Raw genomic sequence first — 23,864 nt, 5'->3', positions numbered from 1 at the left:
CCTCTTTTCAGAGGGTTTTCACTTTTCTTTGCAGTATTTATTAAAACGTCTTCTTATACAGCTGCCGGCTCACATTCATTAAATCTTGAACAATATGAGTGCTGCTGCTGTCCAGAAGAACTTTTATATATTGAATGTCATGAGAGATGGGAAGAGGCCCGTGAATCTGTTCAAGCTCGGCTAACATTTCACGGTTCATTCTTTTTTGTTCATGAATCAGTTTTAAAACGGATTCTTGTGTTACTGTATAGTCACTGGGATCTTTCTCCATTGCTTGTCCAGCCTCCTTGATTGCCGTAAGCTTTTTACATATTGTAATCGGTACGGCTGAAAGATTCTACTTCTAAAACTTTTTAAAATCCAATTTCCGTAAATGGAAGCATGTCTAAAGGATGATTTTGAAACCTCTGGAGGTTTTATACGTATATCTATCTAAGTAAAACGTCCTGACTTATAATCACGGATGATTAACGATGGGAGTGGAATAAATTGAACCGTAATCAAGCCATAATTGCATCACTTTGTTATTTCAGCGTCTTTATCGCGCCGGTCATTGTGCCGATTGTCGCTTATTTTGTTGTTGATGAGAAAGAGACAAAACGTCACGCGATACGTTCTCTGCTTTCTCACATTGTTCCTTTTGCCGGCTGGCTGGTTTTATTTATCGCTTTTTTTGGCGGGGCTATTGCCATTGATGGGGAAAGCGTTTTGCCTGTCTTTGTGATGATTGGCGGAGTCATCGTCTATTTCTTAGTTGTACTCGGTATTATCATTTGGAACGTCATTCAGGGCATTAAGGTGCTGCGTGCAGCATAAGTAGATCATAGGGAGGAGATCGAATGAAGCAGGAAAAGGAACGAATCCTCAAGCTTGTGGAGGAAGGAAAGCTGACGGCACAGGAAGCACTGACGCTGATTGAAAAGCTCGACAGCGACTATAAGGAAAAAGAAGAAAAAATCACGGCTCTGTCAGTTAACGTTCATGAAGAGGATGAGCCATTTACAGCGGCCAAAAAAGAGGGCAGCAAGCCGTCTTTAGGGGCGAAGCTGTTCGATTGGATTGATTCTGCTGTGAAAAAGGTCAAAGAAGTTGATCTTGATTTGAACTTCGGTCACTCGTTTGACGTACAGCATATTTTTCAATTTAAGGATACTGATTTTTCCAGTGTAGAGCTTCAGATCGCAAACGGCAGCGTAAATATTGTTCCGTGGGAAGACGAGGATATCAGAGCGGAATGCCAGGCGAAGGTATATCGCACTGACAGCCAAGAAGCAGCAAGAGACGCTTTTCTTCAGCATATTGAATGTGAAATCAAAGGAAATAAGTTTTTTATCCGTACAGAAAAGAAAACGATGAAAACCAATGTCACATTGTATATTCCTCAGAAGGAGTATGATAAGATTCGGGTGAAGCTGTTTAACGGACCGATTAGAGGGGAACATTTACATGTAAAAGAGTTCTCGGCGAAAACGACAAATGGCGTGCTGTCGTTCTCGAATTTGACGGCTGAAAAAGCTTCGGCAGAAACGGCGAACGGCCAAATTAAGCTAGCCAATCACAATTGCGGCACAATAGAAGCGGAAACCATTAACGGGCTGATTGATCTGCGCGGAAAAAGCGAATCCATTGATGTTCAAAGCTTTAACGGAAATATCGCGATTACTGTAACAGAATCAGACTGCCGCTCGATTTACACAAAAACGACGACTGGAAATGTGGAGCTGTCGATTCCGGATGATCTTGCGGTGAAGGCTGAACTGAAAAGCAATCTCGGCTCGCTGTCCCACGAATTAATAGATGTTGACATGCTAAAAGAAAAAAATGATACCATTCAAAAAGAAATGATGTTCACTTCTAATCAAGCACATGATCAAAACATCGCCGTTTTCTCCGAATCATTAACTGGCGCCATCAAATTAAAGTATACACAGAGGTGATCGAATGAATAGATTATATCGTTCAGAAAAAAACAGGAAAATGGCCGGCGTCATCGGCGGCCTGGCGGAGTATTTCAACTGGGATGCGTCACTCCTCAGAGTGATAACCGTCATTTTAGCCGTTATGACAAGCGTTATTCCTGTTCTGCTCATATATATCATTTGGATTTTTATTGTTCCGTCAGAAAGGGATATGAAGTAACATGGTCAAATGGGCAGTCAGCATTTTAGTAAATGCTTTATTATTAATCGTCATTGACGGTTACATTGATTCCATTCATATCAGCAGCATCGGGGCAGCGATTATTGCCAGCCTCATTTTATCAATCTTAAACGTGCTGATTAAACCGCTCTTGATTATCTTTACGCTGCCTGTCACAGTTGTGACGCTGGGTCTCTTTTTGTTTGTGATTAATGCCATCACCTTGATGATGACAGCGTCCATTATGGGTGACAGTTTTCAAATTGACGGCTTCGGATCAGCCATCTTGGCATCTGTTGTCCTGTCGGTGTTCCATTTGCTGATTCAAAAAGGCATTTTAGAACCGCTTCGAAAAAAATAAAAGCTGCCATACAAATGGCAGCTTTTTTACATAAGATGTTTTTCTTGTTTGATGTCATGTTTCGCCTGATGCATATACGGCAGAAGGCAAAAGCTCAATATGGCAAATGCGATACCCAAAAGGCCAAAGGACATGACAGACGGCATCCGTGTCAACAGATAAGCTGATATCATCGGGCCGGCCGCCATACCTGTATATCTGACAAAGTTAAAGATTCCGATCGCGCTCCCCCTGTTGTGTTCAAACTCATTGGTGATCATCGTGGAATACAGGGGAGGAATAACCCCCATCGAGACACCGAACAGCGCCAATGTGAGAGCCATAAGAATGATCGAGACGGAATGGGTAAAAGCAAATAAAATGATGCTGACCGCTGCAATTGAATTGCTGTAGACAAACAATGTACTTAAAGGAACTTTTGCCTGTATGTTTTTAAACAGAAAGGTACCAGCGATTGTGCTTAACGCCAGAGGCAAATATAACAGTCCCGCTATCTGTACATCCATATGATAATGTTCCGTCAGCAATATCGGAAGATAGACAATAACCGCAAAATAAATGAAAAAGAGAAAAAAGCTTAAGGTCAGAATGACATTTCCAGCTCTGTTTGTGAAAATGGATTTATAATGAGCAAGCAAACTGCCTGATTTTGCATCTTGCTTTGGTGCGCTATGAGAATCCTTAGGGAAGAAAATGCTGTTTGTTGCTAATAAAATAACAGAGATCACCGTCAGCATCCAAAAGATCCCTTCGTGTCCGAAAGCCCCGCCGAGAAACCCCCCGAGAACAGGAGCAATAGCCGGGGCGGCCGAAAGAAGCATTTGATACGTACCCATGGCATTTCCGCGATCACTGCCTGTAAATAGCTGGCCGATTGTGGTGGCTGCAATGAGAGGGAGTGCTGCGGAACCGGCTGCCTGTACGATTCTGAAAATAAGAAACAAAGTAAAATCAGTGGTGACGGCACATCCGAAACTGGCTGCCGCCGTTGCCAGTATTCCAGCAAGCAAGACATAACGCGCGCCTTTAAAATCGATGATGGCGCCCAAAATAATTTGCATAATGGCTGTCACAATCATAAAAACTGAAATTGTCAGGTTTACGAGGGTTACAGAGACATGGAAAGATTCTTTAATAATCGGGATGATGGGTGAGTACATATTTTGGCTTAAAGAAGCAAAAAATGCGCTGAAACAAACAATATACAAGATCAGCATTGCTTTTGATTTCGTTTGAGCCATAAAGAACAACCCCCTTTTTTACTTTACAGGTTTCTCTGAAGTATCATCTGTTTGCTCAGCTTCAAGTCTGGAGGTAAGCTGTTCTAAAAATTTCAATACAGCATTCTGTTCATCTTGTGAGAATGAATCAAGGAATTGGTAAAATGCCAGCTCCTTTTTTTTGTGCAGTTTTTCATGCAAATCAAAAATCTGTCTGCCTTTACGGGTTAATTTGAAATAGACTTCTTTTTTGTTCTCAGTCAGCTGATAGCGATTGATAAATTCTTCTTTGATCAGTTTTGTGCTGATTTTCGTTACGTTCGCTTTTGATAAGTTCATTTTTTTGGCAATTCCCGTATTATTAATCGGTTCATGTTGGCCAATACAGTCAATGACATGGATGCTAGTGATGTTTTTGGGAACATCAATCACATCTTCTTCTGCGGCCTCCTTAAAGAACTGCCGAAGTGAAGTATTCGCTTTTTGTTCATTAAGATGCAGGAGCCGAACGTATATGTCGTATATCAGCTGTTTTGTCAGATCGGACATAGGCTACCTTCTTTCTTTGAATGAATGGTGTACCAGGAAATAATAAAAATTGTTTACCGGTGAACGATTTTATTTTATCTGTTCTTGTTTTTGTTGTCAATTGCTGGTGCTTAAGGAAGCTGAAAAATGACCAGTAAAAATAGTGTAAAAACCATGGCATTTACACTTATTTTCAATTTTTAGGGCTGATGATATTGACACATGGCAGAATAAGGGATGGAATGACCAATGTTTACTGATAAACATTAATTATGGTAATCGTCTATGAAACGAAAAAAGGTTATTGCTGAAAATGATCCGTTGAAGCTTTAAGTGCTGTCTATCAATAATCCATCTCATTTTAAGAGGTAAATGAGATGGAAGCTGTACCGTGCTTATCTCTTTTTAATGCGAACTCTTGTATCGCTTGAAATCATTCATTATGAATGCTGTTATTCATCAATCTGCCTCTCTGATTTTATCGTTAACCGGTTTAACTTCAAGAGGCCGATGTCTTTTTGTTCTTTTTGCACAAAAATTAACTCATAAGCTTCCCTGTTCAGACGCAAAATACGTGAAAAGGGAGGTGTCGTGATGAGAAAATACACAGTCATAGCTTCTTTATTATTGTCTTTTCTGTTTGTTCATTCTGGCGGCTATCATGAAGCGAGGGCTTTGACCGTCATAAAGCAGGAACCGTTCCAAACGCCTCATTACATACCCTTGCTTGAAAACCCTCCTCAAATTGAAGTGAAGGCTGAAATGAAGGGCAACCTGATCATTCAGGCGCACGTGCGTGACAGTGAGTATCAATCGTTTTCTGCCTTTTTGTTTTATAAACAAAGCAATGAACTGGGCTATAAAATGGTGCCGATGGACCCAACCCCTGGAGCTATCCGCCAGTTTTTGGCGCAAATTCCGAAGAGGTCAATCTGGAATAGCGAGCTCGAGTATTACATTGTGTTCTCGAATGGAAAGCAGCAGGTGGAGTCAGAAACGAAGACACTGAAGCTGGATGGATTTCAGGCTGATCTCGCCCATATCCCGGAGCTGCTGATCACCGAGCTTGCGGTTGATACAAAAAATACCGGGCGTACAGACGGTTATGAATTTATTGAGGTATATAATACAACCGACAGAACAATTGATTTTAAAGATTATCACATCCGCTATCGCTATCCGAAGGAAGGGCCGGACTCCGATTTGATTTGGAGACCTGATCAGCGGGTCGTCATTCCTTCTGGCGAAACCTGTGTATTTTGGCTCAAGCCTGCCGGACATCCTGAGTTGACAGCGGATGATTTTAACCGGCACTATCAGACACATTTGAGAGAAGGGGAAAATCTGTTGGTGCTGGAAGGAACAGAGGGCATGGCGAATACCCGGCCGCGTGCGGTTGCGATATCGACGAATACAGGGAAGGATATTTCAGTTGCGCACTACAGAAAGCATGCGCTGCGCCGCCTGTCGTCTGTGCTTTATAAATATCCTCTCGATGGAACAGCGGAACTGCTCAACATTTCAATAGCAGAAAAAAATCCGTCGCCAGGCTCGGTTTTACAGGCGCAGGTTCCAGAGCAAAAACGAAAAATGATGCTTGATAAAGAAAAGCCGGTTATAGAGGATTTAACAGACCGCAAGCCTGTCCGTCCGGCTGAAAGCATTGAACTGCGGGCTGACATACGTGACCGCAGTTTAGTGAAAACGGCCGCCTTTTATTATCGGACAGATGAAAACAAACCGTTCAAACGCATTTTCGCTGAAAAAGACCGCAACGATCATTTGTACCATTATATTGTCTACTCACCTGAGCTGATCGGGAAGGATCAGCTTGAGTATTACGTCGTAGCCGGTGACGGGATTAATGAAGCGAAGACGCCTGTCAAAATGATTGATATTAAGCAAACAAGCAAGTCGCACGGTTTGCGGATGAATATAGAAAACAGAGATACACTTTCGGGGACACAGTTTCTCAAAGCGACTACGGATGGGCGGATTGACAGCATTAAGTTGTGGATTGACGGAAAAAAACAACTGACAGAGCCCGCCATGGAAAAAGAAGTATATTTTGCGTTCGATACCCGAAAAACGAACCTTTACTTTAAAAATGCTGTAACGATGGACGGCAAGGTGCTAAAAGTCTTCGATGATACGACAAATAAATACCGCACCTATTCTGTCCCTCTGCCGGAGACGCTGCTTCAAAAAGGGAAGCAGTTGCAGCGTATCACGATACGATCGGGTTCAAAGGTATCTCCGTTTGATACGGCTGAAAACCGTGATGACTTTTTAGTCAAAAATGCCCGATTGGTATTATCGGATGGAACGGTGATCAGGGATGAGCGTATTTCTCCCGAGAAGGAGCTTTTTATTGGGGATAATCAGCGCTCAAATAAAAGCTGGCCGTTTCAATTTCATTTGCCTGACGGACTGTTTACGTCACAGCTGCTGAAGTGGGATACAGAGAAGCTGACTGAAGGAGCCCATCATATTGCAGTAAGCGACGGGAATGAAAACCTGAGTTTTGTAGTGCGGGTTGATAATTCAGGGCCGCACATCGAACCGAATGTGACGGACGGACAGACGTATAAAGGAAATCTGGTTCTGCAGGCAGATATGTTTGATAAATGGAGCAAAATAGAGGAAACAGAGGCATTTTTAGATGGTGACAGCATTACGCTCCCATATCATACGTCAACTTCTGAGCTGTCTCCAGGCAAACACACGCTGAAAGTCTCAGCAACAGATTTGGCTGGCAATAAAACGGTTATTGAGCGGACATTTAAGACAGAGCGGGAGCATCCGGACCAGCCGGAAATCGTAAATAGCGATGCCGATACGCACAAAGCCAAGCTTTCGGTGCGGGTGAAGGATCCGACGAATGACGCGATGGATGTGTCTTTTTACAGAGGCTTTCAATATACGGCGCAAAACAGAAATAATGTGAAAATTTTTAAGCATGCGTCACTGACTGAACCTCCGAAGAGCTTTGTCCCGGAAAGCGAGACGCCGTTTACCAATGAAGAAATGAATCGGGTGTCAGGAGCTGACGGAAAAACAGTATCAACTGAAGAGAAGGAGCTTTTTCCTTATCACCGTTTTGAAGTGACGGTTGACCCGTCCATTGATGAGAATGATTTAGCTGAAGCCGTTTGGAGAGGAAGCTCTCTGCCGGGGAGAAAAGTGACAATGTACGCTTGGAATTACCGGACAAGCCAGTGGCAGCCGATTTACAGCTTCGTTGCCAAAGATGACAAACAGTTCACGCTAAAGGCGTCTGTCATCGCTTCCGATTATGTACGGAAATCTAAGGTGAATATCATTGTTCAGGATGAAATTCCTCCTGCGAAGGATATGTATACCTTTGTCTGGATGTCAGACACGCAGTATTATGCAAAAAGCTATCCGCATATTTTTGATAAGCAGACTGCATGGATCAAAAATACCCAAAGGAAGCTGAATACGAAATACGTGTTTCATACAGGGGATATTGTAGATGATTCCGCGGATATCAGACAGTGGAGAAACGCTGATCAATCAATGCGTGTCCTGGACAACAGCGGAATTCCTTACGGCGTGCTGGCCGGAAACCACGATGTCGGTCATAAGGACGGCTCCTACAGGGCATTTGGCAAATATTTTGGCAGCCACCGTTTCGATAAGAGACTGTATTATGGCGAATCGTACAAAAATAATCGTGGGCATTATGACCTCATATCAAGCAGCGGCAATGACTATATCATGCTGTACATGGGCTGGGGCATCACGGACGAAGACATCGCATGGATGAATCAAGTGCTGAAGAAGCACCCTGACAGGACAGCTGTCTTAGCTTTTCATGAATATTTACTCGTAAGCGGAAACAGAAGCCCGATCGGTGAGAAAATTTTCAAGAAAGTTGTCAAGCCGAACCCGAATGTCGTGATGGTGTTAAGCGGACATTATCACAGCGCGATGAGAAAAACAGATGAGCTGGATGATGACGGAGACGGAAAACCGGATCGTCTCGTACATCAAATGCTTGCTGATTATCAGGGCGGGCCCGAGGGCGGCCAGGGATATTTGCGTTTGATGCAGTTTGACCAGGCAAACAATGTGGTGCATGTATCCACATACTCTCCGTATTTGGATGATAAAAACTTTTATGATACAGATAGTTACGGCAACAAGGATGAGTTTACGCTGGAGCTTGATCTGAAGCCAAGAATGAAAAGAGTAGAAACCGATTATTTTGAATGCAATGTCTATACAAACGAACAGCTCGGAAAACGCGAGAAAGTGAAAAGCGGGGAAACCGCCGAATTCCTTTGGGAGAATCTAGAGCCGAGTTCTGTTTATTATTGGTACACCATTGTGGAAGACAGCTTTAACGGAAAAACGAAATCACCGATCTGGAAGTTCAAGACGAAAAAAGAAACCTATCGTCCAGCGCCAGACCAGTTTGATTTTCGCCGTGTCTCCAATCCTTAAAAAGGGGTTGGAGATTTTTTTATGACAGCCGATCCATGTAGTGAACAAAAGTATAACGGTCGCCCCTGTATACAGATTTTACATGCTCAAAAGCAGTCCCGTTCTGCAAATACGTTGTTCGTTTAATCAACAGGACTGGCGCCCCCTCTTGGATGCCGAGCATGCTTGCTTCATCCTGTGTTGCGGCGCTCGGTTCAAGCTCTTGTTTGGCGCGGGAAATCGGCGTGCTGTTGTACCTTTCGATATGCTCGTAAATCGACGACTTGAAATGAGACTGATTTAATTCACCTGCCAGCTCAAATGGGATGTGTGAGGCTTCGATCGCCATAGGAATATCATTCGCCAGCCGAACCCGTGTGATTTTGTGGATGCGGGACGGGTGCCCGCATCCTAGTATGGCGGCCAGCTCCTCAGTCGAATCGATAAGCTGATAATCGATGAGCCTGCTGCTCGGCCTCATACCGCGGCTTTTCATATCTTCGGTAAAGCTTGTAAGCCCTTGGAGCGCTTGCTCCATTTTTAGCTTGCTGACAAAGGTGCCCCGGCCTTTCTGGCGATAGAGAAAACCTTCATTGACCAAATTAGAAAGCGCTTGGCGCACTGTCATCCGGCTGATCCCGAATTGCTCGGCATATTCCCGCTCGGAAGGAAGCGGCATATCCGGCTTCAGCTCTCCGCTCTTTATTTGGGCTTTTAATTGCTCCATAATCTGATAATAAATCGGGATAGGAGATTGTTTATCGATATTCATAGCGAAAATCCTTTCAATGCCTGAATTCCGCGGCTTGTTGATCAATCAAAACCGAAACGTTAGGATGCAGATGCAAAGCAGACGCAGGGAATTCCTCGTTGACTTGTCCGTCCAGCAGCCGTTTGGCAGCTTCGGCTTTGCTTGTGCCGGAGATAAGCAGAAGAATCCGCTTGCTTGAGAGAATCGTTTGAATTCCCATTGTAACGGCTTTTTTTGGCACACTGTCAATGGAGGGAAAATATCTGGCATTGGCCTGACGGGTTTGTTCATTTAATGCCACGACATGTGTGCGGGACTGAAATGATGTACCTGGTTCATTAAAGCCGATATGCCCGTTCCGGCCGATGCCGAGAAGCTGAATGTCCGCTCCGCCAAGTGATTCAATCAATTGTTCGTAGCGTTTGCACTCGGCTTCCAGGTCACCTGCGTTTCCATCAGGAATAAGATGCCGGCTCGTTTGACTGTCGATATGCTGAAAGAAACGGTCATTCATATAGCAGTGATAGCTGTTTGGGTCATCACCGGAAAGCCCGGCGTATTCATCTAAATTAATCGTGGTGATATTTTGAAAAGAAAGATTCTCTGTTTGGTGCAGGCGGATCAGCTCGCGGTACGTGCCTTCCGGTGTCCCGCCTGTTGCTAAACCGAGAACGGCATCAGGCTTTTCCCTGACTGTTTCAGCCACAATGCCGGCAGCTTTTTGGCTTAATGCCTCATACGATTGACATTCGATTACTTTCATATATGATCAGCCTCCTTGGATTTAAATGCAATGTTTCCGCGGCAAACGGTGAGAAGCACCTCACATTCACTGCTGACAATTACAAGATCCGCATCTTTTCCCTCTGTTATACTGCCTTTTCGGTCAAAGATGCCAAGCTGTTTGGCCGCGTTTGCTGAAGTTATATTTGCTATATCCGTCCAAGAGCAATTCGTAAACGCGCGCATATGCCGGGCGCCTTCATTCATTTTTAAAATCGAACCGGCAAGCGTCCCGTCCGGAAGAAGAGCTGTTTTTCCCTTTACTGTCACACTTTGTCCGCCGAACTCGTAGACTCCGTCTTTCAGTCCTTTCGCCCGCATCGAATCGGTGATCAAGATAAGCTTGCTGCTGCCTTTTGCTAAAAAAGCAAGCTTTGCCGCTAACGGATGGGAGTGGATACCGTCAGCAATAAGCTCTGTGACATACCCCTCATGTGCGAGGGCTGTCCCGATTACTCCGGGTTCACGATGATGAAACGGGCTCATCGCATTGTATAAGTGAGTCATATGGCTGGCGCCTGCTTCAAAGGCTTCCAAAAGTAATGCGGAGTCTGCATCCGTGTGTCCCATTGACGCGATAATTGACTCATCTTTTAAATAACGGATCAGCTCAAATTGCTGATCCTCCTCCGGCGCAAGCGTGACGATTTTGATCAGTCCGCCTGCCTCCTGCTGCCACTTCTTGAAAAGTGCAAGATCTGAGGGCCTGATCCATTCCTTTGGCTGCGCTCCGGCCCTTTTAGGTGAAACAAAGGGACCCTCCAAATGAATTCCGATCAATTCCGCACCTAAGGAAGAGGATTCCTCCGCAGACTTCCAATCTCTCGCATTTACCAGAGCTTGAGAAATTTGGCCGTGCTCCTGTGTGATGGTTGTCGCTAAAAAACTCGTTGTGCCTTCCTCAGGCAGTCTTGAGGACATGGCATCGAGCGCGGAAAAGCTCGCATCCATTGTATCTGCGCCATAGCCGCCGTGAATATGAATATCAATCATCCCCGGAAGCAATACGGCATCCTTTGGGCCTTGAAATTCCTTTGAGTATTGCTCTTTTGGCAGTTCTGTTGAGACAGCGCTGATTTTTCCGTCCTTGACCCCAACATAGCCGTTTTTGATCACTTCATTTTCTGTCACGATACTGATTCCGCTGAGAAGAAGACTATCTGCCATAAATGATCCGCCTTTCTGGAATATGAATACATTTATTTTACTCTTTTTCAGACTAGTGATCTAGACCAGCTGACACGTTTGCCAGTCTTTTATAAAATCTGTTTTAGGTTCAAGCCCGAAAGTGATAAAATGAAATTATTGTTGAGCAAGCTCGGGTTATCCCGGAACAGGAGGAACATATCGTGGCAAAGGTTCGGACAAAAGATGTAATGGAACAGTTTCATTTGGAATTAATCAGCGGAGAAGAAGGAATTAACCGCCCGATTACGATGAGCGATTTATCAAGACCAGGCATTGAAATTGCCGGATATTTTACATATTACCCCAGGGAGCGCGTGCAGCTTCTGGGGAAAACAGAGCTCTCTTTCTTTGAACAGCTGCCGGAAGAGGATAAAAAGCAGCGAATGGACTCTCTATGCACGGATGTAACACCAGCTATTATTCTGTCTAGAGATATGCCTATCCCGCAGGAGCTCATTGACGCTTCCGAGAAAAACGGCGTGCCTGTCCTCAGATCGCCTTTGAAAACGACAAGACTGTCAAGCCGATTGACCAACTTCCTAGAAAGCAGACTTGCGCCAACCACAGCCATTCACGGTGTGCTTGTCGATATATATGGCGTCGGAGTGCTGATCACAGGGAAAAGCGGCGTCGGAAAAAGTGAAACCGCGTTGGAGCTTGTGAAAAGAGGCCACCGCCTTGTTGCTGATGATTGTGTTGAAATTCGGCAGGAGGATCAGGATACCCTTGTCGGAAACGCCCCTGAGCTCATTGAGCATCTGCTTGAGATTAGAGGGCTCGGCATTATAAACGTCATGACGCTGTTTGGTGCCGGTGCGGTCAGAAGCAATAAACGAATTACAATTGTCATGAATCTTGAACTCTGGGAGCAGGGCAAGCAATACGACCGCCTTGGACTCGAAGAAGAAACAATGAAAATTATTGATACAGAAATTACAAAACTCACGATCCCTGTCCGTCCGGGACGAAATCTCGCGGTCATTATTGAAGTGGCTGCTATGAACTTCAGATTGAAGCGGATGGGCTTAAACGCCGCTGAGCAATTTACCAACAAGCTGGCGGATGTCATCGAAGACGGTGAACAAGACGAATAGGAGTTGGCAATAAATGAATGAAGCGATAGAACCACTCAATCCGATAGCGTTTCAGCTGGGGCCGTTAGCCGTCCATTGGTACGGAATCATTATCGGCCTCGGTGCTTTGCTGGGGCTTTGGATTGCCATGAGAGAAAGTGAGAAACGAGGACTGCAGAAAGATATTTTTATCGATCTCGTCCTTTTTGCGATCCCAATCGCGATTATTTGCGCACGGATTTATTACGTTGCATTTGAATGGGATTATTATGCCGAACATCCGGGGGAAATCATAAAAATCTGGAAGGGTGGCATCGCGATTCACGGCGGCTTAATCGGTGCCATTTTGACAGGCTATGTCTTTTCGAGAGTGAAAAACATTTCTTTCTGGAAGCTTGCGGATATCGCGGCGCCAAGCATTTTGCTCGGTCAGGCGATCGGCCGCTGGGGAAACTTTGTCAATCAAGAGGCACACGGGGAGGCGGTCAGCAGAGCCTTTTTAGAAAACCTGCACCTGCCTGAGTTTATCATCAATCAAATGTACATCAACGGCCAATATTATCATCCTACTTTTTTATATGAATCACTATGGAGCTTTGTCGGCGTTATTATGTTGCTGCTTTTGCGCAGAGCGAATTTGCGGAGAGGCGAGCTGTTTTTAACCTATATCATTTGGTATTCAATCGGAAGGCTCTTTATTGAAGGAATGCGGACTGACAGCTTAATGCTGACAAGTTCGCTTCGCATCGCTCAGGTGATCTCAATCGTATTGATTGTTTTGGCTGTAGCAGCCATCATCTTCAGACGCGTCAAGGGGTACTCGGCGAAACGTTACGCAGAGTAGACGGTAACAAAGGGGGATGAGGGATGAAGAAGATTTTTCTGGCCGGTTTTGCGGCAGGTCTTCAAACAACATGGACACTCGGCAAAGTCATTTTTCCGGTAACGCTGGTGGTCACTTTGCTTCAGCATACGCCTGTCATGGATTGGCTGGTACGGCTGATCACACCGGTAATGGGCCTGTTCGGGCTTTCCGGTGAAGCGGCGATCCCGCTTGTTCTTGGGAATATGCTGAATCTGTACGCGGGGATTGCCGGGATATTGACACTGGATTTATCCGTGAAGGAAGTTTTTATCTTAGCGGTGATGCTTTCATTCTGTCATAACTTGATTATCGAATCGACAGTCGCAGCAAAGGTCGGGATCAGGATTGGCATCATATTGGCAGTGCGCATTGGTTTGGCAGCTGTTTCTGCAATCGTCATCAATCTCATCTGGCATGGCGGGCAGGAAACGGCGCAGTACGGTTTTATCGCTGCAAGGGGTGATGCGCCTGACGGCTGGCTGGCGATGCTGGCCGAGGCTTTAATGAAAGCCGGTCTTGGCGTTTTGCAGCTGGCGGCAATTGTGATCCCGCTGATGATCATCATTCAATTTATGCGAGACTTAGGCTGGCTGCACACGTTTTCGAAGTGGCTGTCTCCGTTTACGCAGATGCTCGGCATGAATAAAAATACCTCGATGACAATGGTGGCCGGCTTGACAATCGGTCTGGCCTACGGAGCGGGTGTCATGATTAAAGCAGTCGAAGATGACGGCGTTGGCAGGCGCGACATGACACTGGCCTTTATTTTTCTCGTTGCCTGCCATGCCGTCGTTGAAGATACACTTGTCTTTATTCCGCTTGGCATTCCGGTTTGGCCGCTTCTGCTGATCCGGGTCACTACGGCTGTGCTGCTGACGATGGCTATATCGTATACGTGGAAAAAATGGAAACCCTCAGCGGTTGGAAAGGAAGCAGTATGACTGATAAACAAGTTACGACAATTCTGTTTGATTTAGACGGAACCCTTATTAATACGAATGAATTAATTATCGCGTCATTTTTGCATACGCTGGAGCATTATTACCCGAGCCGCTATAAACGTGAAGATGTGCTTGCGTTTATCGGCCCGTCTCTTTTTGAAACGTTTTCTTCAATGGATGCTGAGAAAACTGAAGATATGATCAGCATGTACAGAACATACAATCACCAGATGCATGACACACTTGTCACCGAATATGAAACGGTTTATGAAACGCTGGATGAACTAAAAAAAGCAGGCTTTACATTAGGAATTGTGACAACAAAATTAAGAGATACTGTCAATATGGGCCTTAAGCTGACGGGCATCGGCGAATTTTTCGAAACCGTTGTTACACTTGATGACGTCACGATGGCAAAACCTGATCCCGAGCCTGTTCTGCTGGCGCTGAAACAGCTGGGAAGCGAGCCTGCGGAAGCCATCATGGTCGGCGACAACTATCATGATATTCTGGCGGGTAAAAACGCCGGCACAAAAACAGCCGGGGTCGCTTGGACGATTAAAGGCCCGGAAGCGCTGGCGAAACATGAGCCTGACTATATGCTTGAGAAAATGAGTGATCTATTACAAATCGTTGGAGTGAAGTAATCTGTGAGAAAAACAGACCGGCATCCGGTATCAGGTGCTAACTCACTGTGGCATGTCTATCAAACGGTGCCTTTTTTGAAGGTAGTGAAGAATTTCATGATCATTCAAATCGCGAGATACACACCGTTTATAGGGATGAAAAACTGGCTGTACCGTACATTTTTGCGGATGAAGGTCGGAAAGCAGACATCCTTTGCCCTCATGGTGATGCCCGATATTATGTTTCCGGAAAAGATCTCAGTCGGAACGAATTCAATCATCGGATACAATACGACCATTTTGGCCCATGAGTATTTAATTCAGGAGTATCGAACCGGTAAAGTCCTGATCGGAGACGAAGTGATGATCGGAGCCAACACGACCATTCTGCCAGGCGTAGAAATAGGGGATGGCGCAGTCGTGTCTGCCGGAACGCTTGTCCATAAGGATGTGCCAGCCGGAGCATTTGTCGGCGGAAATCCGATGAAAATCATATACACAAGGGAAGAAATGCAGGAAAGAATAAAAAGCCCGCTGAATAAATAGCGCGGGCTTTTTCTGTATATTAAAATTGGGTATTGTTTTTTTCCGTTACGTGCTGGACGCCGATCCATTTCTTGCCGACGTTGGAGTATCTTGTGTTCGTCATGGTGACAGTGCTCGTTTTACTGTCCGTACGGAAAATCGCTTCCTTCATGTTTGTGATGGTGCATCTGTCGATAATGACATCGGTATGGAAGGTCGACCCGCCCAGCTGTCTAATAAACTTTCCGCCGTTATCCGCAGTGAAGTTTTTCACTATAAACGTGCTGGCTTTATTGATTTGAAAGATTTTATCAGAAGCTTTTTGAGCAGAACCGCCGTCAATGGTTACTTTTCCTTCCTTCTTCACAGTTAACGCGTCCTCACCGACATCTTCCCACGTCACATTCTGAATGTTAACGTTTCCATAAGTGTGCACGCCATCAGCAGCAGGAGCTCCGAGCACTACATTTTTCAGAGTTGCTCCGTCTTCCACACGAAAAACAGGCTTTTGGTTTTCGGATTGGCTTCCGTCACCCAATTCTTTTCCTGCTACAAACCGCTGTCCCTTCCCGTCATATGTTGTATTTTTTGGCACTATAATTGTTTCATGAACCACTTTGTCAGTTGCAAAAGCAGTTGATGTCTGAAACTGGCTGAAGCCCATAACCAAACTGAACATAAATAGGATAGACACGATTTTTTTCAATGATAAAATCCTCCCCGGGTATCTTTAGTTTTGTAAGAGAAGCGTCAGCATCTTGCACCGGCTTCTCTCACATAGATCGGGGCAAGGCTGAATCTGTTTTAATCATAAAAATAGCCAGCCTGAAAGTAAAGACAAATTTGGATGGAAAATGGAAAATGCGTCATTGTTACCTGATTTAAACATCAAGCATGAGTATTGGCGTATTTGCTCAGGAGAGAGCATAAGAAAAGCTTGTGAAAGCGGGCAGCTTTACTTTTGAACGACGATGGCTTGGCTGCCCATTTGCACCCACGCTTTTTCGAAGCTGGTCCGGTCTGTTTTTCTGTTTTTATAGCCATAAGGGTCATTCACATACACGTAATTTTCATCATAACCCGTGACGGCGACACTGTGTTCGCTGTACGTGATATCGATCGTTCCGTTTGGCGTTTTCCATGTCTGCATGTTGTCAACCGGCGTAAAGTTGGCTGTCGTGATAACCCAAACCGGGTTGCCTTTCTCAAGCTGCTCATAAACAGCAGAGATGCTTTTTCCTGTCAGATCAGAAACGCTGTCCCCCGCATAGGTTTTAGCGAGCTGATAGATCGGGCCGTGATAGACACCTAGCCCCGGGCCGTTCGCCATATCACCGACAAATCCGTCATTCGGATCACCTTTTAATCCGCTGCTGTATGTCAAAGGCACTGTTGCGATCTGGTTTGCCAGTGTATTCTTTGTCACGTTGTATCCCGCATAGTGCAGCACCATCGCAAGGCTCGTCACCTCACAGCCATTATAGAGCTTTGGGGCATCCATCTGATTGAAAAGCGTGACGTCCATCGGCTCAGCGCTTCCTTTCAGTTTCTTCTCTTTGTTTGCTGCTTCAGATTCATTCTTCGTTGCACCTAAATCAATTTTGAAAAACGAAATATCTATATCTTTTGCATATATTTTGATGCCGAAGAAAATGACAGCAGAAAGTATGATCAGTACACATAACGTTCGCAGTGTTTTCATCTTTAACTCCTTGTTCTCTATTTGATTTGTATTATAGCATGCCAAACATCAAGAATTTGAGATATGACCTACCTTTCATCATTTATTCATGACTTTTTCATATTTAGGAGGAGGATTTCTGAACGAAAAAGATTCGTGCGAAAGTTAAGCATTGATTTCCATTCTTTCATCTGCTAACATATTATCATATTAGCGAACTAAAGGATTCGGAATTTTCCTTCAAACAATTACGGAGGTGCTCGGGTTGATGTTTATGTTTGAAAAACCGCACGGCATGAGAGATACACTGCCCGGTTTATATGAAACGAAAAAAAAGGTGAGGCAATCGTTAACGGATATGATAGATAAATGGGGCTATCAATTTATGGAAACACCGACGCTGGAGTTTTACGATACGGTTGGTGTGCAGTCAGCAATTGAAGAGCAGCAGCTGTTTAAGCTTCTGGATCAGGATGGAAAGACACTGGTGCTTCGCCCGGATATGACAGGGCCGATCGCAAGGGTGGCGGCATCAAAGCTGCTGAAACATGATCATCCCCTCAGAGTCGGCTATGCGGCAAATGTGTTCAGAGCCCAGGAACGCGAGGGCGGACGTCCTGCCGAGTTTGAACAGGTTGGAGTGGAATTGATCGGTGATGGCACGACAAGTGCGGACGCAGAGGTCATTGCCTTAGTAGTCGGTGCGTTAAAAAATGCCGGCTTGACTTCATTTAAAATTGCAATCGGCCACGCAGGCATTGCAGATGCCCTGTTTGTCGAGGTGCTCGGGAATGTTGAACGAGCGGACGTGCTGCGGAGGTTTTTATATGAAAAGAATTATGTCGGCTACAGAGAGCACGTCAAATCTCTTCCGCTTTCCTCCATTGATAAAAACAGATTGCTTGAGCTTCTTGAATTGCGAGGGAGCATAGAAGTATGCAGACGTGCTGAAGAAATCGTCGATTCAGCGCAAGGTAAAAGTGTGGTTGATGAACTGAAGGCGCTGTGGGAGATTCTTGAGGACTACGGATGTACGGAAAATGTCCGTCTTGATCTGAATATGGTCAGCCATATGAGCTACTACACTGGGATTTTATTTGAAGTGTACGCGAATAATGTCGGCTTTGTGATTGGCAGCGGCGGCCGTTATAACAAGCTTCTGGGACATTTTAATTCACCGGCGCCGGCGACGGGTTTTGGGCTTCGGATTGACCGGATGATTGAAGCGCTCCATATGAAAGACGAACCTTGTGAAATGGATGCTGTCATTTTCAGCAAAGAACAGCGGGTGCAGGCCATCGCTTTTGCAAATGAAGAGCGTTTGAAAGGTAAAAAAGTTGTTCTTCAGGATTTACTGGGGATTGAAAATATTGATCAGATGACAAAATCATTTGCGAATGTCACCTATTTTATCGGTGCCAGAAAGGAAGAGCAAAATGGGTAAGTTACTCACAATGGCAATGCCGAAGGGGCGAATATTTGAAGAAGCAGCAGGGCTGCTGCGGCAGGCGGTATACAAGCTGCCGGAAGAGTTTGAGGATTCCAGAAAGCTGATCATCGACGTGCCGGAGGAAAATCTCCGCTTCATTTTAGCAAAGCCGATGGATGTCACCACATATGTGGAGCACGGCGTGGCAGACGTCGGAATTGCGGGGAAGGATGTCATGCTGGAGGAAGAACGCGATGTATATGAGGTACTGGATTTGAAAATCAGCAAATGCCATCTGGCGGTTGCCGGACTTCCAGATACAGACTGGAGCGGCGTCGCGCCGAGAATCGCCACAAAGTATCCGAATGTGGCTTCCAGTTATTTTAGGGAGCAGGGAGAGCAAGTCGAGATTATTAAACTGAACGGCTCTATCGAGTTGGCACCTCTTATCGGGCTTGCGGACAGAATAGTCGACATCGTATCTACGGGACAGACGCTCAAAGAAAACGGACTCGTTGAAACAGAGCATATTTGTGATATCACCTCCCGCTTTATCGTCAACCCAGTAAGCTATCGCATGAAGGACGATGTCATCGACGAAATGGCATCCCGTTTATCTCTTGTTGTGGAAGGAGAAACGGCAAAATGAAAATCAAAACGATCAGCGGCGCGGACCGGCTTTCTCTCAAGCGGTCAATTGACTCCGGAACGGAAGAACAAAGAAAAGCGGTCCGATCCATTATTGAACATGTAAAAGTAAACGGTGATCAGGCCGTTCGTGACTACACGGCCAAGTTTGACGGCATCAAGCTCGACAGTGCATTGGTCACAACAGAAGAAATTGAAGAAGCATACAGCTTGCTGGATCCCCAGCTGCTGCAGGTGATCAGGCAAGCGATCAAAAACATTACTGAATATCACGAAAGGCAGCTTCAGTCTTCCTGGTTTTATCACAGAAAGGATGGCACAATGCTGGGACAGAAAGTGACAGCACTTGATTCTGCCGGCGTTTATGTGCCGGGCGGAACTGCCGCATATCCGTCATCTGTTTTGATGAATGTCATTCCGGCGCTTACAGCGGGCGTGGAAAGAATTGTTCTTGTCACACCTCCGGGAAAAGACGGACGGCTGTCTCCGGGAGTCTTAGCTGCCGCTGCCGAGCTGGGCATTAAAGATATATACAAAATGGGAGGGGCTCAGGCAATTGCGGCGCTGGCGTATGGAACAGAAACCATTGAGCCGGTGGATAAAATCACAGGCCCGGGAAATATTTATGTCGCGCTTGCCAAACGAGAGGTGTTCGGTGATGTCGATATTGATATGATTGCCGGACCGAGTGAAATCGTCGTGCTGGCTGATGAAACAGCTATCCCGCGGGAAATTGCCGCTGACCTGCTGTCACAGGCGGAACACGACATGCTCAGCTCATGTGTGCTTGTCACAGATTCCATGCCGCTGGCTGAGGCCGTTTCAGCCGAGGTGAACGAGCAGCTTAAAACCTTGCCGCGCAGAGATATTGCGGAAGCTTCAGTGAGAGATTATGGATCTATTTATGTGGCTGAAACGATAGATGAAGCGGTCAATACAGTCAATACGCTCGCCCCGGAGCATTTAGAAATCATCACACGGTCTCCCGAAGCTTTGCTTGGCAATATCAAGCACGCAGGTGCGATTTTCTTAGGCCGATACAGCCCTGAACCGGTCGGAGATTATTTTGCCGGACCGAACCATGTGCTCCCGACAAATGGAACGGCCAGATTTTCAAGCCCATTAAACGTCACGGATTTTCAAAAGAAATCGAGCATTATTTCATACAGCCAATCAGCCTTTGAAGAACATGCGGATAGCATTGCGGCTTTTGCCAGACTGGAAGGATTAGAAGCGCATGCGAGATCAATCGAAGCGAGAGAACGGAGGAATTCAAAATGAGAAAAGCGGAGCGCGCCAGAAAAACAAACGAAACGGATATAGAGCTGGCATTCGCAATAGACGGTGAAGGGCAAGCAGAAATCAAAACAGATGTGCCGTTTATGACGCATATGCTGGATCTGTTCACAAAACACGGGCAATTTGATCTTTCCATTCATGCAAAAGGCGATGTCGATATTGATGATCACCATACAACTGAAGATATCGGCATTTGCTTAGGGCAGGCTTTGCTTGAAGCACTAGGCGATAAAAAAGGAATTAAACGCTACGGCTCGGCGTTTGTGCCGATGGATGAGGCGCTTGCTCAGGTGGTGATTGATTTAAGCAATCGGCCGCACTTAGAAATGCGTGCTGACTTTCCGGCAGCGAAAGTCGGAACTTTCGATACTGAGCTTGTACATGAATTTTTATGGAAGCTGGCGCTTGAAGCACGGATGAACTTGCACGTGATCGTTCATTACGGCACAAATACGCACCATATGATAGAAGCTGTTTTTAAAGCATTAGGACGCGCGCTTGATGAAGCGACAACGATTGACCCGCGTGTCAAAGGGATTCCGTCAACGAAAGGGATGCTGTAAATGATCGGTGTGATAGATTACGGAATGGGCAATTTATACAGCGTCTCAAAGGCGCTGGAGCGTGTCGGCGTGCCGTACTTTGTTTCTGGCATGCCAGAGAAGCTGAGGAAAGCAGATGCTTTCATTTTGCCGGGAGTCGGGTCATTTGGGGATGCGATGGACAATTTGCGCAACGCCAAACTCGATCAATTCATTCACGATATGGTATCAGAGGGGAGACTGCTTCTTGGGATCTGCCTTGGCATGCAGCTATTGTTTGATGAGAGCGAAGAGCATGGAACCGCTGCAGGCCTCGGTTTGTTAAAGGGAAAAGCAGTCAGGCTGAAGCCGGAAGATCAGGAGGGAAACAAGCTGAAGGTTCCGCATATGGGATGGAACCGCCTTTCCTTTCATAACGAATCTCCGCTGCTGGCAGGAGTGGAGGAAGGCTACGCTTATTTTGTCCATTCCTTTTATATTGACGGAATGGATGACGGCGCGCTTTTGGCAAGCGCCGAGTACGGTGTTCGGGTGCCTGCGGTTGTCGGAAAAGAGAACATCTTCGGCGCCCAGTTTCACCCGGAAAAAAGCAGCACGGTCGGAATGTCTATCTTAATCCAATTCACAAAAATGGCAGCAGAACAGAAGGTGAAAAAATGAGTACTTTTACATTATACCCGGCCATTGATATGAGAAACGGCAAATGCGTACGCCTCGTTCAAGGTGATTACAGCAAGGAAACTGTATACGGTGATTCACCGTTCGACATGGCCTCTTTATTTGCGAGTGAGGGGGCTGAATGGATTCATCTTGTTGATCTTGACGGCGCGAAGGAAGGAAAAAAAGTAAATGACCGTCATGTCATCGAAATTGTACAAAAGCTCAATCTGAAAGTCGAAATCGGCGGCGGCATTCGTTCGGAAAGCGACGTCTACGATTACTTATCGGCAGGAGTCGATCGCGTGATCCTGGGAAGCTCTGCTGTTTCTGATCCGCCGTTTGTAAAAAAAATGCTGAAAGAGTATGGCGAAAGGATAGCCATCGGGCTGGACGCAAGAAACGGCTTTGTTTCAACAGAAGGGTGGCTGGAAACATCAAGTCTTAAGGCGGCTGAACTCGGCAAAGAGCTCGCCAACGAAGGCGCAGAAGTTTTTATTTTTACTGATATCGCGACAGACGGGATGCTGTCAGGCCCCAATATCGAAAGCACAGTGGAACTCGCAAAGGAAACCGGAAAATCTGTCATCGCCTCTGGCGGAGTCAGCTCCGTTGCGGATCTTGAAGCTCTTGCCCGTTATCATGCGAATGGGGTTTCTGGAGCCATTATCGGAAAAGCACTGTATACCAACCAGTTTACACTTGGCGAGGCGCTTGAAAGGATGAAGGGGAAATGATAACAAAACGGATTATCCCATGTCTTGATGTGAAAGAAGGGCGCGTTGTCAAAGGGATTCAATTTCTTGAGCTGAAGGATGCCGGCGACCCTGTCGAGCTGGCGGAAGTATACGATCAGGAAGGCGCGGATGAACTGGTGTTTCTTGATATTTCTGCCTCGCATGAAGGCCGCAAAACGATGGTTGACGTCGTAGAGCAGGTTGCTGCAAAGCTTGCGATTCCGTTTACAGTCGGAGGCGGCATCAATCAGCTTAGCGATATGAAAACGATTCTGCGTGCCGGCGCGGACAAAGTTTCTGTAAACACGGCAGCTGTTCTCCGTCCCGAGCTGATTACCGAAGGCGCGGCGTTTTTCGGCTCTCAATGTATCGTACTCGCCATAGACGCCAAGTATGACGAAGAGTCTGACACATATAAAGTTTACACGCATGGCGGCAGAAAGAAAACGGATTGGGAAGTTACAGCATGGGCGAAGGAAGCTGTCAAACGCGGAGCCGGAGAAATCCTCCTGACCAGCATGGACTCGGATGGGGAGAAAAAGGGCTTTGACCACAGGCTGACAAAGCTCGTGTCAGAAGGTGTTCCGGTTCCTGTCATCGCCTCAGGGGGAGCAGGAAACGCGCAGCATATGCTCGAGGCTTTTACAAAAGGGGAAGCGGACGCCGCGCTGGCTGCCTCCATTTTTCATTATAAAGAAACATCAATTAAAGAAGTGAAATCATATTTGAAAGAGCACGGGGTGAATGTGAGATGAAACAGGCAGATGAACTGCGTTTTAACGAAGACGGATTAATCCCTGCCATCGTGCAGGACGCGTCAAGCAAAGAAGTGCTGACACTTGCATATATGAACAGGGAATCGTACGAAAAAACACTGGAAACGAAAGAAACGTGGTTTTACAGCCGCTCGCGGCAAGAGCTATGGCACAAGGGAGAAACATCGGGGAATACGCAAGCCGTCAAGGGCATCCGATATGACTGCGACCAAGATGCACTGGTCGTGCTTGTAGAGCCGTCCGGTCCGGCATGCCACACAGGCAGCTACAGCTGTTTTACAAAGGAACAGACAGAAGAACAAACTTCCGGCCGATTTGACATCTTAAGCGAGCTGGAGCGCGTCATCGCAGAACGCCAAGCGGAAATGCCTGAAGGAGCTTACACCACTTACCTTTTCGATGAAGGCGTCGATAAGATTTTGAAAAAAGTCGGTGAAGAAGCATCAGAAGTCATCATCGCCGCCAAAAACCGTGATCACGAGGAACTGAAATGGGAAGCGGCAGACCTGCTGTATCATCTCCTTGTCCTGCTCAGAGAACAAGCATTGCCGCTGGATGATGTGCTGGAAGTGCTGAGAAAACGACATTCTGAATAGTTAATGAAAAGAGCCTATGGATAACGGCTCTTTTTTTATTGTAAGAAAAA

Annotated in this window: 26 protein-coding genes and 1 pseudogene; 18 read left to right on the top strand and 9 right to left on the bottom strand. The window is 46.0% G+C overall.

Going from position 1 to position 23,864, the window contains the following annotated elements; genetic code table 11:
- Positions 1-40: 40 nt before the first annotated feature.
- Positions 41-271, bottom strand: a complete 231-nt coding sequence (locus NSS75_RS18880) for a hypothetical protein (RefSeq protein ID WP_024123000.1) — start codon at positions 269-271, stop codon at positions 41-43.
- A gap of 218 nt (positions 272-489) precedes the next feature.
- Here NSS75_RS18880 and NSS75_RS18875 point away from each other — a divergent pair, with 218 nt between their 5' ends.
- The 4 genes from NSS75_RS18875 to NSS75_RS18860 are packed head-to-tail and all read left to right on the top strand — an operon-like array spanning position 490 to position 2,500.
- Positions 490-816 carry a hypothetical protein gene (locus NSS75_RS18875; protein ID WP_024122999.1) on the top strand — a complete coding sequence of 109 codons (327 nt, stop codon included), beginning with the start codon at positions 490-492 and terminating at the stop codon, positions 814-816.
- Positions 817-839: 23 nt separating this feature from the next.
- Positions 840-1,937, top strand: a complete 1,098-nt coding sequence (locus tag NSS75_RS18870; RefSeq protein ID WP_103671268.1) for a DUF4097 domain-containing protein — start codon at positions 840-842, stop codon at positions 1,935-1,937.
- 4 nt (positions 1,938-1,941) lie between these two features.
- Positions 1,942-2,139 carry a PspC domain-containing protein gene (locus tag NSS75_RS18865; RefSeq protein WP_024122997.1) on the top strand — a complete coding sequence of 66 codons (198 nt, stop codon included), beginning with the start codon at positions 1,942-1,944 and terminating at the stop codon, positions 2,137-2,139.
- A 1-nt stretch (position 2,140) separates the two neighbouring features.
- Positions 2,141-2,500, top strand: coding sequence for a phage holin family protein (locus NSS75_RS18860; RefSeq protein WP_010332033.1), 360 nt, complete (start codon positions 2,141-2,143; stop codon positions 2,498-2,500).
- Between the two features lie 26 nt (positions 2,501-2,526).
- Here the strand turns inward: NSS75_RS18860 and NSS75_RS18855 are convergent, their stop codons facing one another.
- The 3 genes and pseudogenes from NSS75_RS18855 to NSS75_RS18845 form a co-directional block, all read right to left on the bottom strand.
- The gene (locus NSS75_RS18855) at positions 2,527-3,741 is read right to left on the bottom strand and encodes an MFS transporter (RefSeq protein ID WP_185848565.1); all 1,215 of its coding nucleotides are present in this window, start codon (positions 3,739-3,741) and stop codon (positions 2,527-2,529) included.
- An 18-nt stretch (positions 3,742-3,759) separates the two neighbouring features.
- The gene (locus NSS75_RS18850) at positions 3,760-4,269 is read right to left on the bottom strand and encodes a MarR family transcriptional regulator (protein ID WP_339234422.1); all 510 of its coding nucleotides are present in this window, start codon (positions 4,267-4,269) and stop codon (positions 3,760-3,762) included.
- A gap of 354 nt (positions 4,270-4,623) precedes the next feature.
- Positions 4,624-4,708, bottom strand: a pseudogene (locus NSS75_RS18845) (MarR family transcriptional regulator); the annotation flags it as partial.
- A 134-nt stretch (positions 4,709-4,842) separates the two neighbouring features.
- Between NSS75_RS18845 and NSS75_RS18840 the strand changes: the two are divergent.
- On the top strand, positions 4,843-8,718 hold the full coding sequence (locus NSS75_RS18840) for a metallophosphoesterase (RefSeq protein WP_339234419.1): 3,876 nt from the start codon (positions 4,843-4,845) through the stop codon (positions 8,716-8,718).
- A 19-nt stretch (positions 8,719-8,737) separates the two neighbouring features.
- Here the strand turns inward: NSS75_RS18840 and NSS75_RS18835 are convergent, their stop codons facing one another.
- From NSS75_RS18835 to nagA, 3 genes are read right to left on the bottom strand one after another with little or no spacing between them, the layout of a single operon-like run.
- Complete coding sequence (locus NSS75_RS18835) at positions 8,738-9,469, bottom strand: GntR family transcriptional regulator (protein ID WP_101859884.1); 732 nt, start codon at positions 9,467-9,469, stop codon at positions 8,738-8,740.
- A 13-nt stretch (positions 9,470-9,482) separates the two neighbouring features.
- Positions 9,483-10,211: a glucosamine-6-phosphate deaminase gene (gene nagB / locus NSS75_RS18830; RefSeq protein ID WP_339234416.1), complete on the bottom strand. Its 729-nt coding sequence runs from the start codon at positions 10,209-10,211 to the stop codon at positions 9,483-9,485.
- Positions 10,208-11,398 carry an N-acetylglucosamine-6-phosphate deacetylase gene (gene nagA / locus NSS75_RS18825; RefSeq protein ID WP_339234414.1) on the bottom strand — a complete coding sequence of 397 codons (1,191 nt, stop codon included), beginning with the start codon at positions 11,396-11,398 and terminating at the stop codon, positions 10,208-10,210. Before nagA ends, nagB begins: the two co-directional genes overlap by 4 nt.
- 182 nt (positions 11,399-11,580) lie before the next feature.
- Between nagA and hprK the strand changes: the two genes are divergently transcribed.
- Genes hprK through hprF form a run of 5 tightly spaced genes read left to right on the top strand, consistent with a single transcriptional unit; the run spans position 11,581 to position 15,470 of the window.
- Positions 11,581-12,513 (top strand): HPr(Ser) kinase/phosphatase, encoded by a 933-nt coding sequence (hprK, locus tag NSS75_RS18820; RefSeq protein WP_010332023.1) that lies wholly within the window; start codon positions 11,581-11,583, stop codon positions 12,511-12,513.
- Positions 12,514-12,526: 13 nt separating this feature from the next.
- A complete protein-coding gene (gene lgt, locus NSS75_RS18815) occupies positions 12,527-13,336 on the top strand; it encodes a prolipoprotein diacylglyceryl transferase (RefSeq protein ID WP_103671274.1) in 810 nt (269 codons plus the stop codon).
- Between the two features lie 23 nt (positions 13,337-13,359).
- Positions 13,360-14,298 carry a nucleoside recognition domain-containing protein gene (locus tag NSS75_RS18810; RefSeq protein ID WP_024122987.1) on the top strand — a complete coding sequence of 313 codons (939 nt, stop codon included), beginning with the start codon at positions 13,360-13,362 and terminating at the stop codon, positions 14,296-14,298.
- On the top strand, positions 14,295-14,945 hold the full coding sequence (ppaX, locus tag NSS75_RS18805; protein WP_024122986.1) for a pyrophosphatase PpaX: 651 nt from the start codon (positions 14,295-14,297) through the stop codon (positions 14,943-14,945). The genes NSS75_RS18810 and ppaX overlap by 4 nt, the downstream gene beginning before the upstream one ends.
- A gap of 3 nt (positions 14,946-14,948) precedes the next feature.
- The gene (gene hprF, locus NSS75_RS18800) at positions 14,949-15,470 is read left to right on the top strand and encodes a heptaprenylglyceryl phosphate O-acetyltransferase (protein ID WP_095712936.1); all 522 of its coding nucleotides are present in this window, start codon (positions 14,949-14,951) and stop codon (positions 15,468-15,470) included.
- A gap of 19 nt (positions 15,471-15,489) precedes the next feature.
- On the opposite strand, the gene NSS75_RS18795 is transcribed toward hprF, so the two are convergent.
- Positions 15,490-16,155 (bottom strand): pectate lyase, encoded by a 666-nt coding sequence (locus NSS75_RS18795; RefSeq protein ID WP_339234407.1) that lies wholly within the window; start codon positions 16,153-16,155, stop codon positions 15,490-15,492.
- Between the two features lie 249 nt (positions 16,156-16,404).
- Positions 16,405-17,151, bottom strand: coding sequence for a C39 family peptidase (locus NSS75_RS18790; protein WP_010332017.1), 747 nt, complete (start codon positions 17,149-17,151; stop codon positions 16,405-16,407).
- 247 nt (positions 17,152-17,398) lie between these two features.
- Here NSS75_RS18790 and NSS75_RS18785 point away from each other — a divergent pair, with 247 nt between their 5' ends.
- The 8 genes from NSS75_RS18785 to hisIE are packed head-to-tail and all read left to right on the top strand — an operon-like array spanning position 17,399 to position 23,814.
- Entirely contained in the window at positions 17,399-18,574 is a 1,176-nt protein-coding gene (locus NSS75_RS18785; RefSeq protein WP_024122984.1) for an ATP phosphoribosyltransferase regulatory subunit, read from the top strand.
- Positions 18,567-19,208, top strand: a complete 642-nt coding sequence (hisG, locus tag NSS75_RS18780) for an ATP phosphoribosyltransferase (RefSeq protein WP_339234402.1) — start codon at positions 18,567-18,569, stop codon at positions 19,206-19,208. The genes NSS75_RS18785 and hisG overlap by 8 nt, the downstream gene beginning before the upstream one ends.
- Positions 19,205-20,488, top strand: a complete 1,284-nt coding sequence (gene hisD / locus NSS75_RS18775) for a histidinol dehydrogenase (RefSeq protein WP_101859888.1) — start codon at positions 19,205-19,207, stop codon at positions 20,486-20,488. Before hisG ends, hisD begins: the two co-directional genes overlap by 4 nt.
- Positions 20,485-21,069 carry an imidazoleglycerol-phosphate dehydratase HisB gene (hisB, locus tag NSS75_RS18770; RefSeq protein WP_101864712.1) on the top strand — a complete coding sequence of 195 codons (585 nt, stop codon included), beginning with the start codon at positions 20,485-20,487 and terminating at the stop codon, positions 21,067-21,069. The genes hisD and hisB overlap by 4 nt, the downstream gene beginning before the upstream one ends.
- Entirely contained in the window at positions 21,070-21,708 is a 639-nt protein-coding gene (gene hisH, locus NSS75_RS18765) for an imidazole glycerol phosphate synthase subunit HisH (protein ID WP_188323333.1), read from the top strand.
- A complete protein-coding gene (hisA, locus tag NSS75_RS18760; protein WP_339234397.1) occupies positions 21,705-22,442 on the top strand; it encodes a 1-(5-phosphoribosyl)-5-[(5-phosphoribosylamino)methylideneamino]imidazole-4-carboxamide isomerase in 738 nt (245 codons plus the stop codon). Before hisH ends, hisA begins: the two co-directional genes overlap by 4 nt.
- Positions 22,439-23,197, top strand: a complete 759-nt coding sequence (gene hisF / locus NSS75_RS18755) for an imidazole glycerol phosphate synthase subunit HisF (RefSeq protein ID WP_101859889.1) — start codon at positions 22,439-22,441, stop codon at positions 23,195-23,197. Before hisA ends, hisF begins: the two co-directional genes overlap by 4 nt.
- The gene (gene hisIE, locus NSS75_RS18750) at positions 23,194-23,814 is read left to right on the top strand and encodes a bifunctional phosphoribosyl-AMP cyclohydrolase/phosphoribosyl-ATP diphosphatase HisIE (protein ID WP_101859890.1); all 621 of its coding nucleotides are present in this window, start codon (positions 23,194-23,196) and stop codon (positions 23,812-23,814) included. Before hisF ends, hisIE begins: the two co-directional genes overlap by 4 nt.
- Positions 23,815-23,864: the final 50 nt, after the last annotated feature.

It is taken from the genome of Bacillus sp. FSL K6-1012 (assembly GCF_037964915.1).
GTDB classification, from domain to species: Bacteria; Bacillota; Bacilli; order Bacillales; family Bacillaceae; genus Bacillus; species Bacillus halotolerans.
Note: the sequence above shows the minus strand (reverse complement) of the source record. Positions and strands in the feature narration are given on the sequence as shown.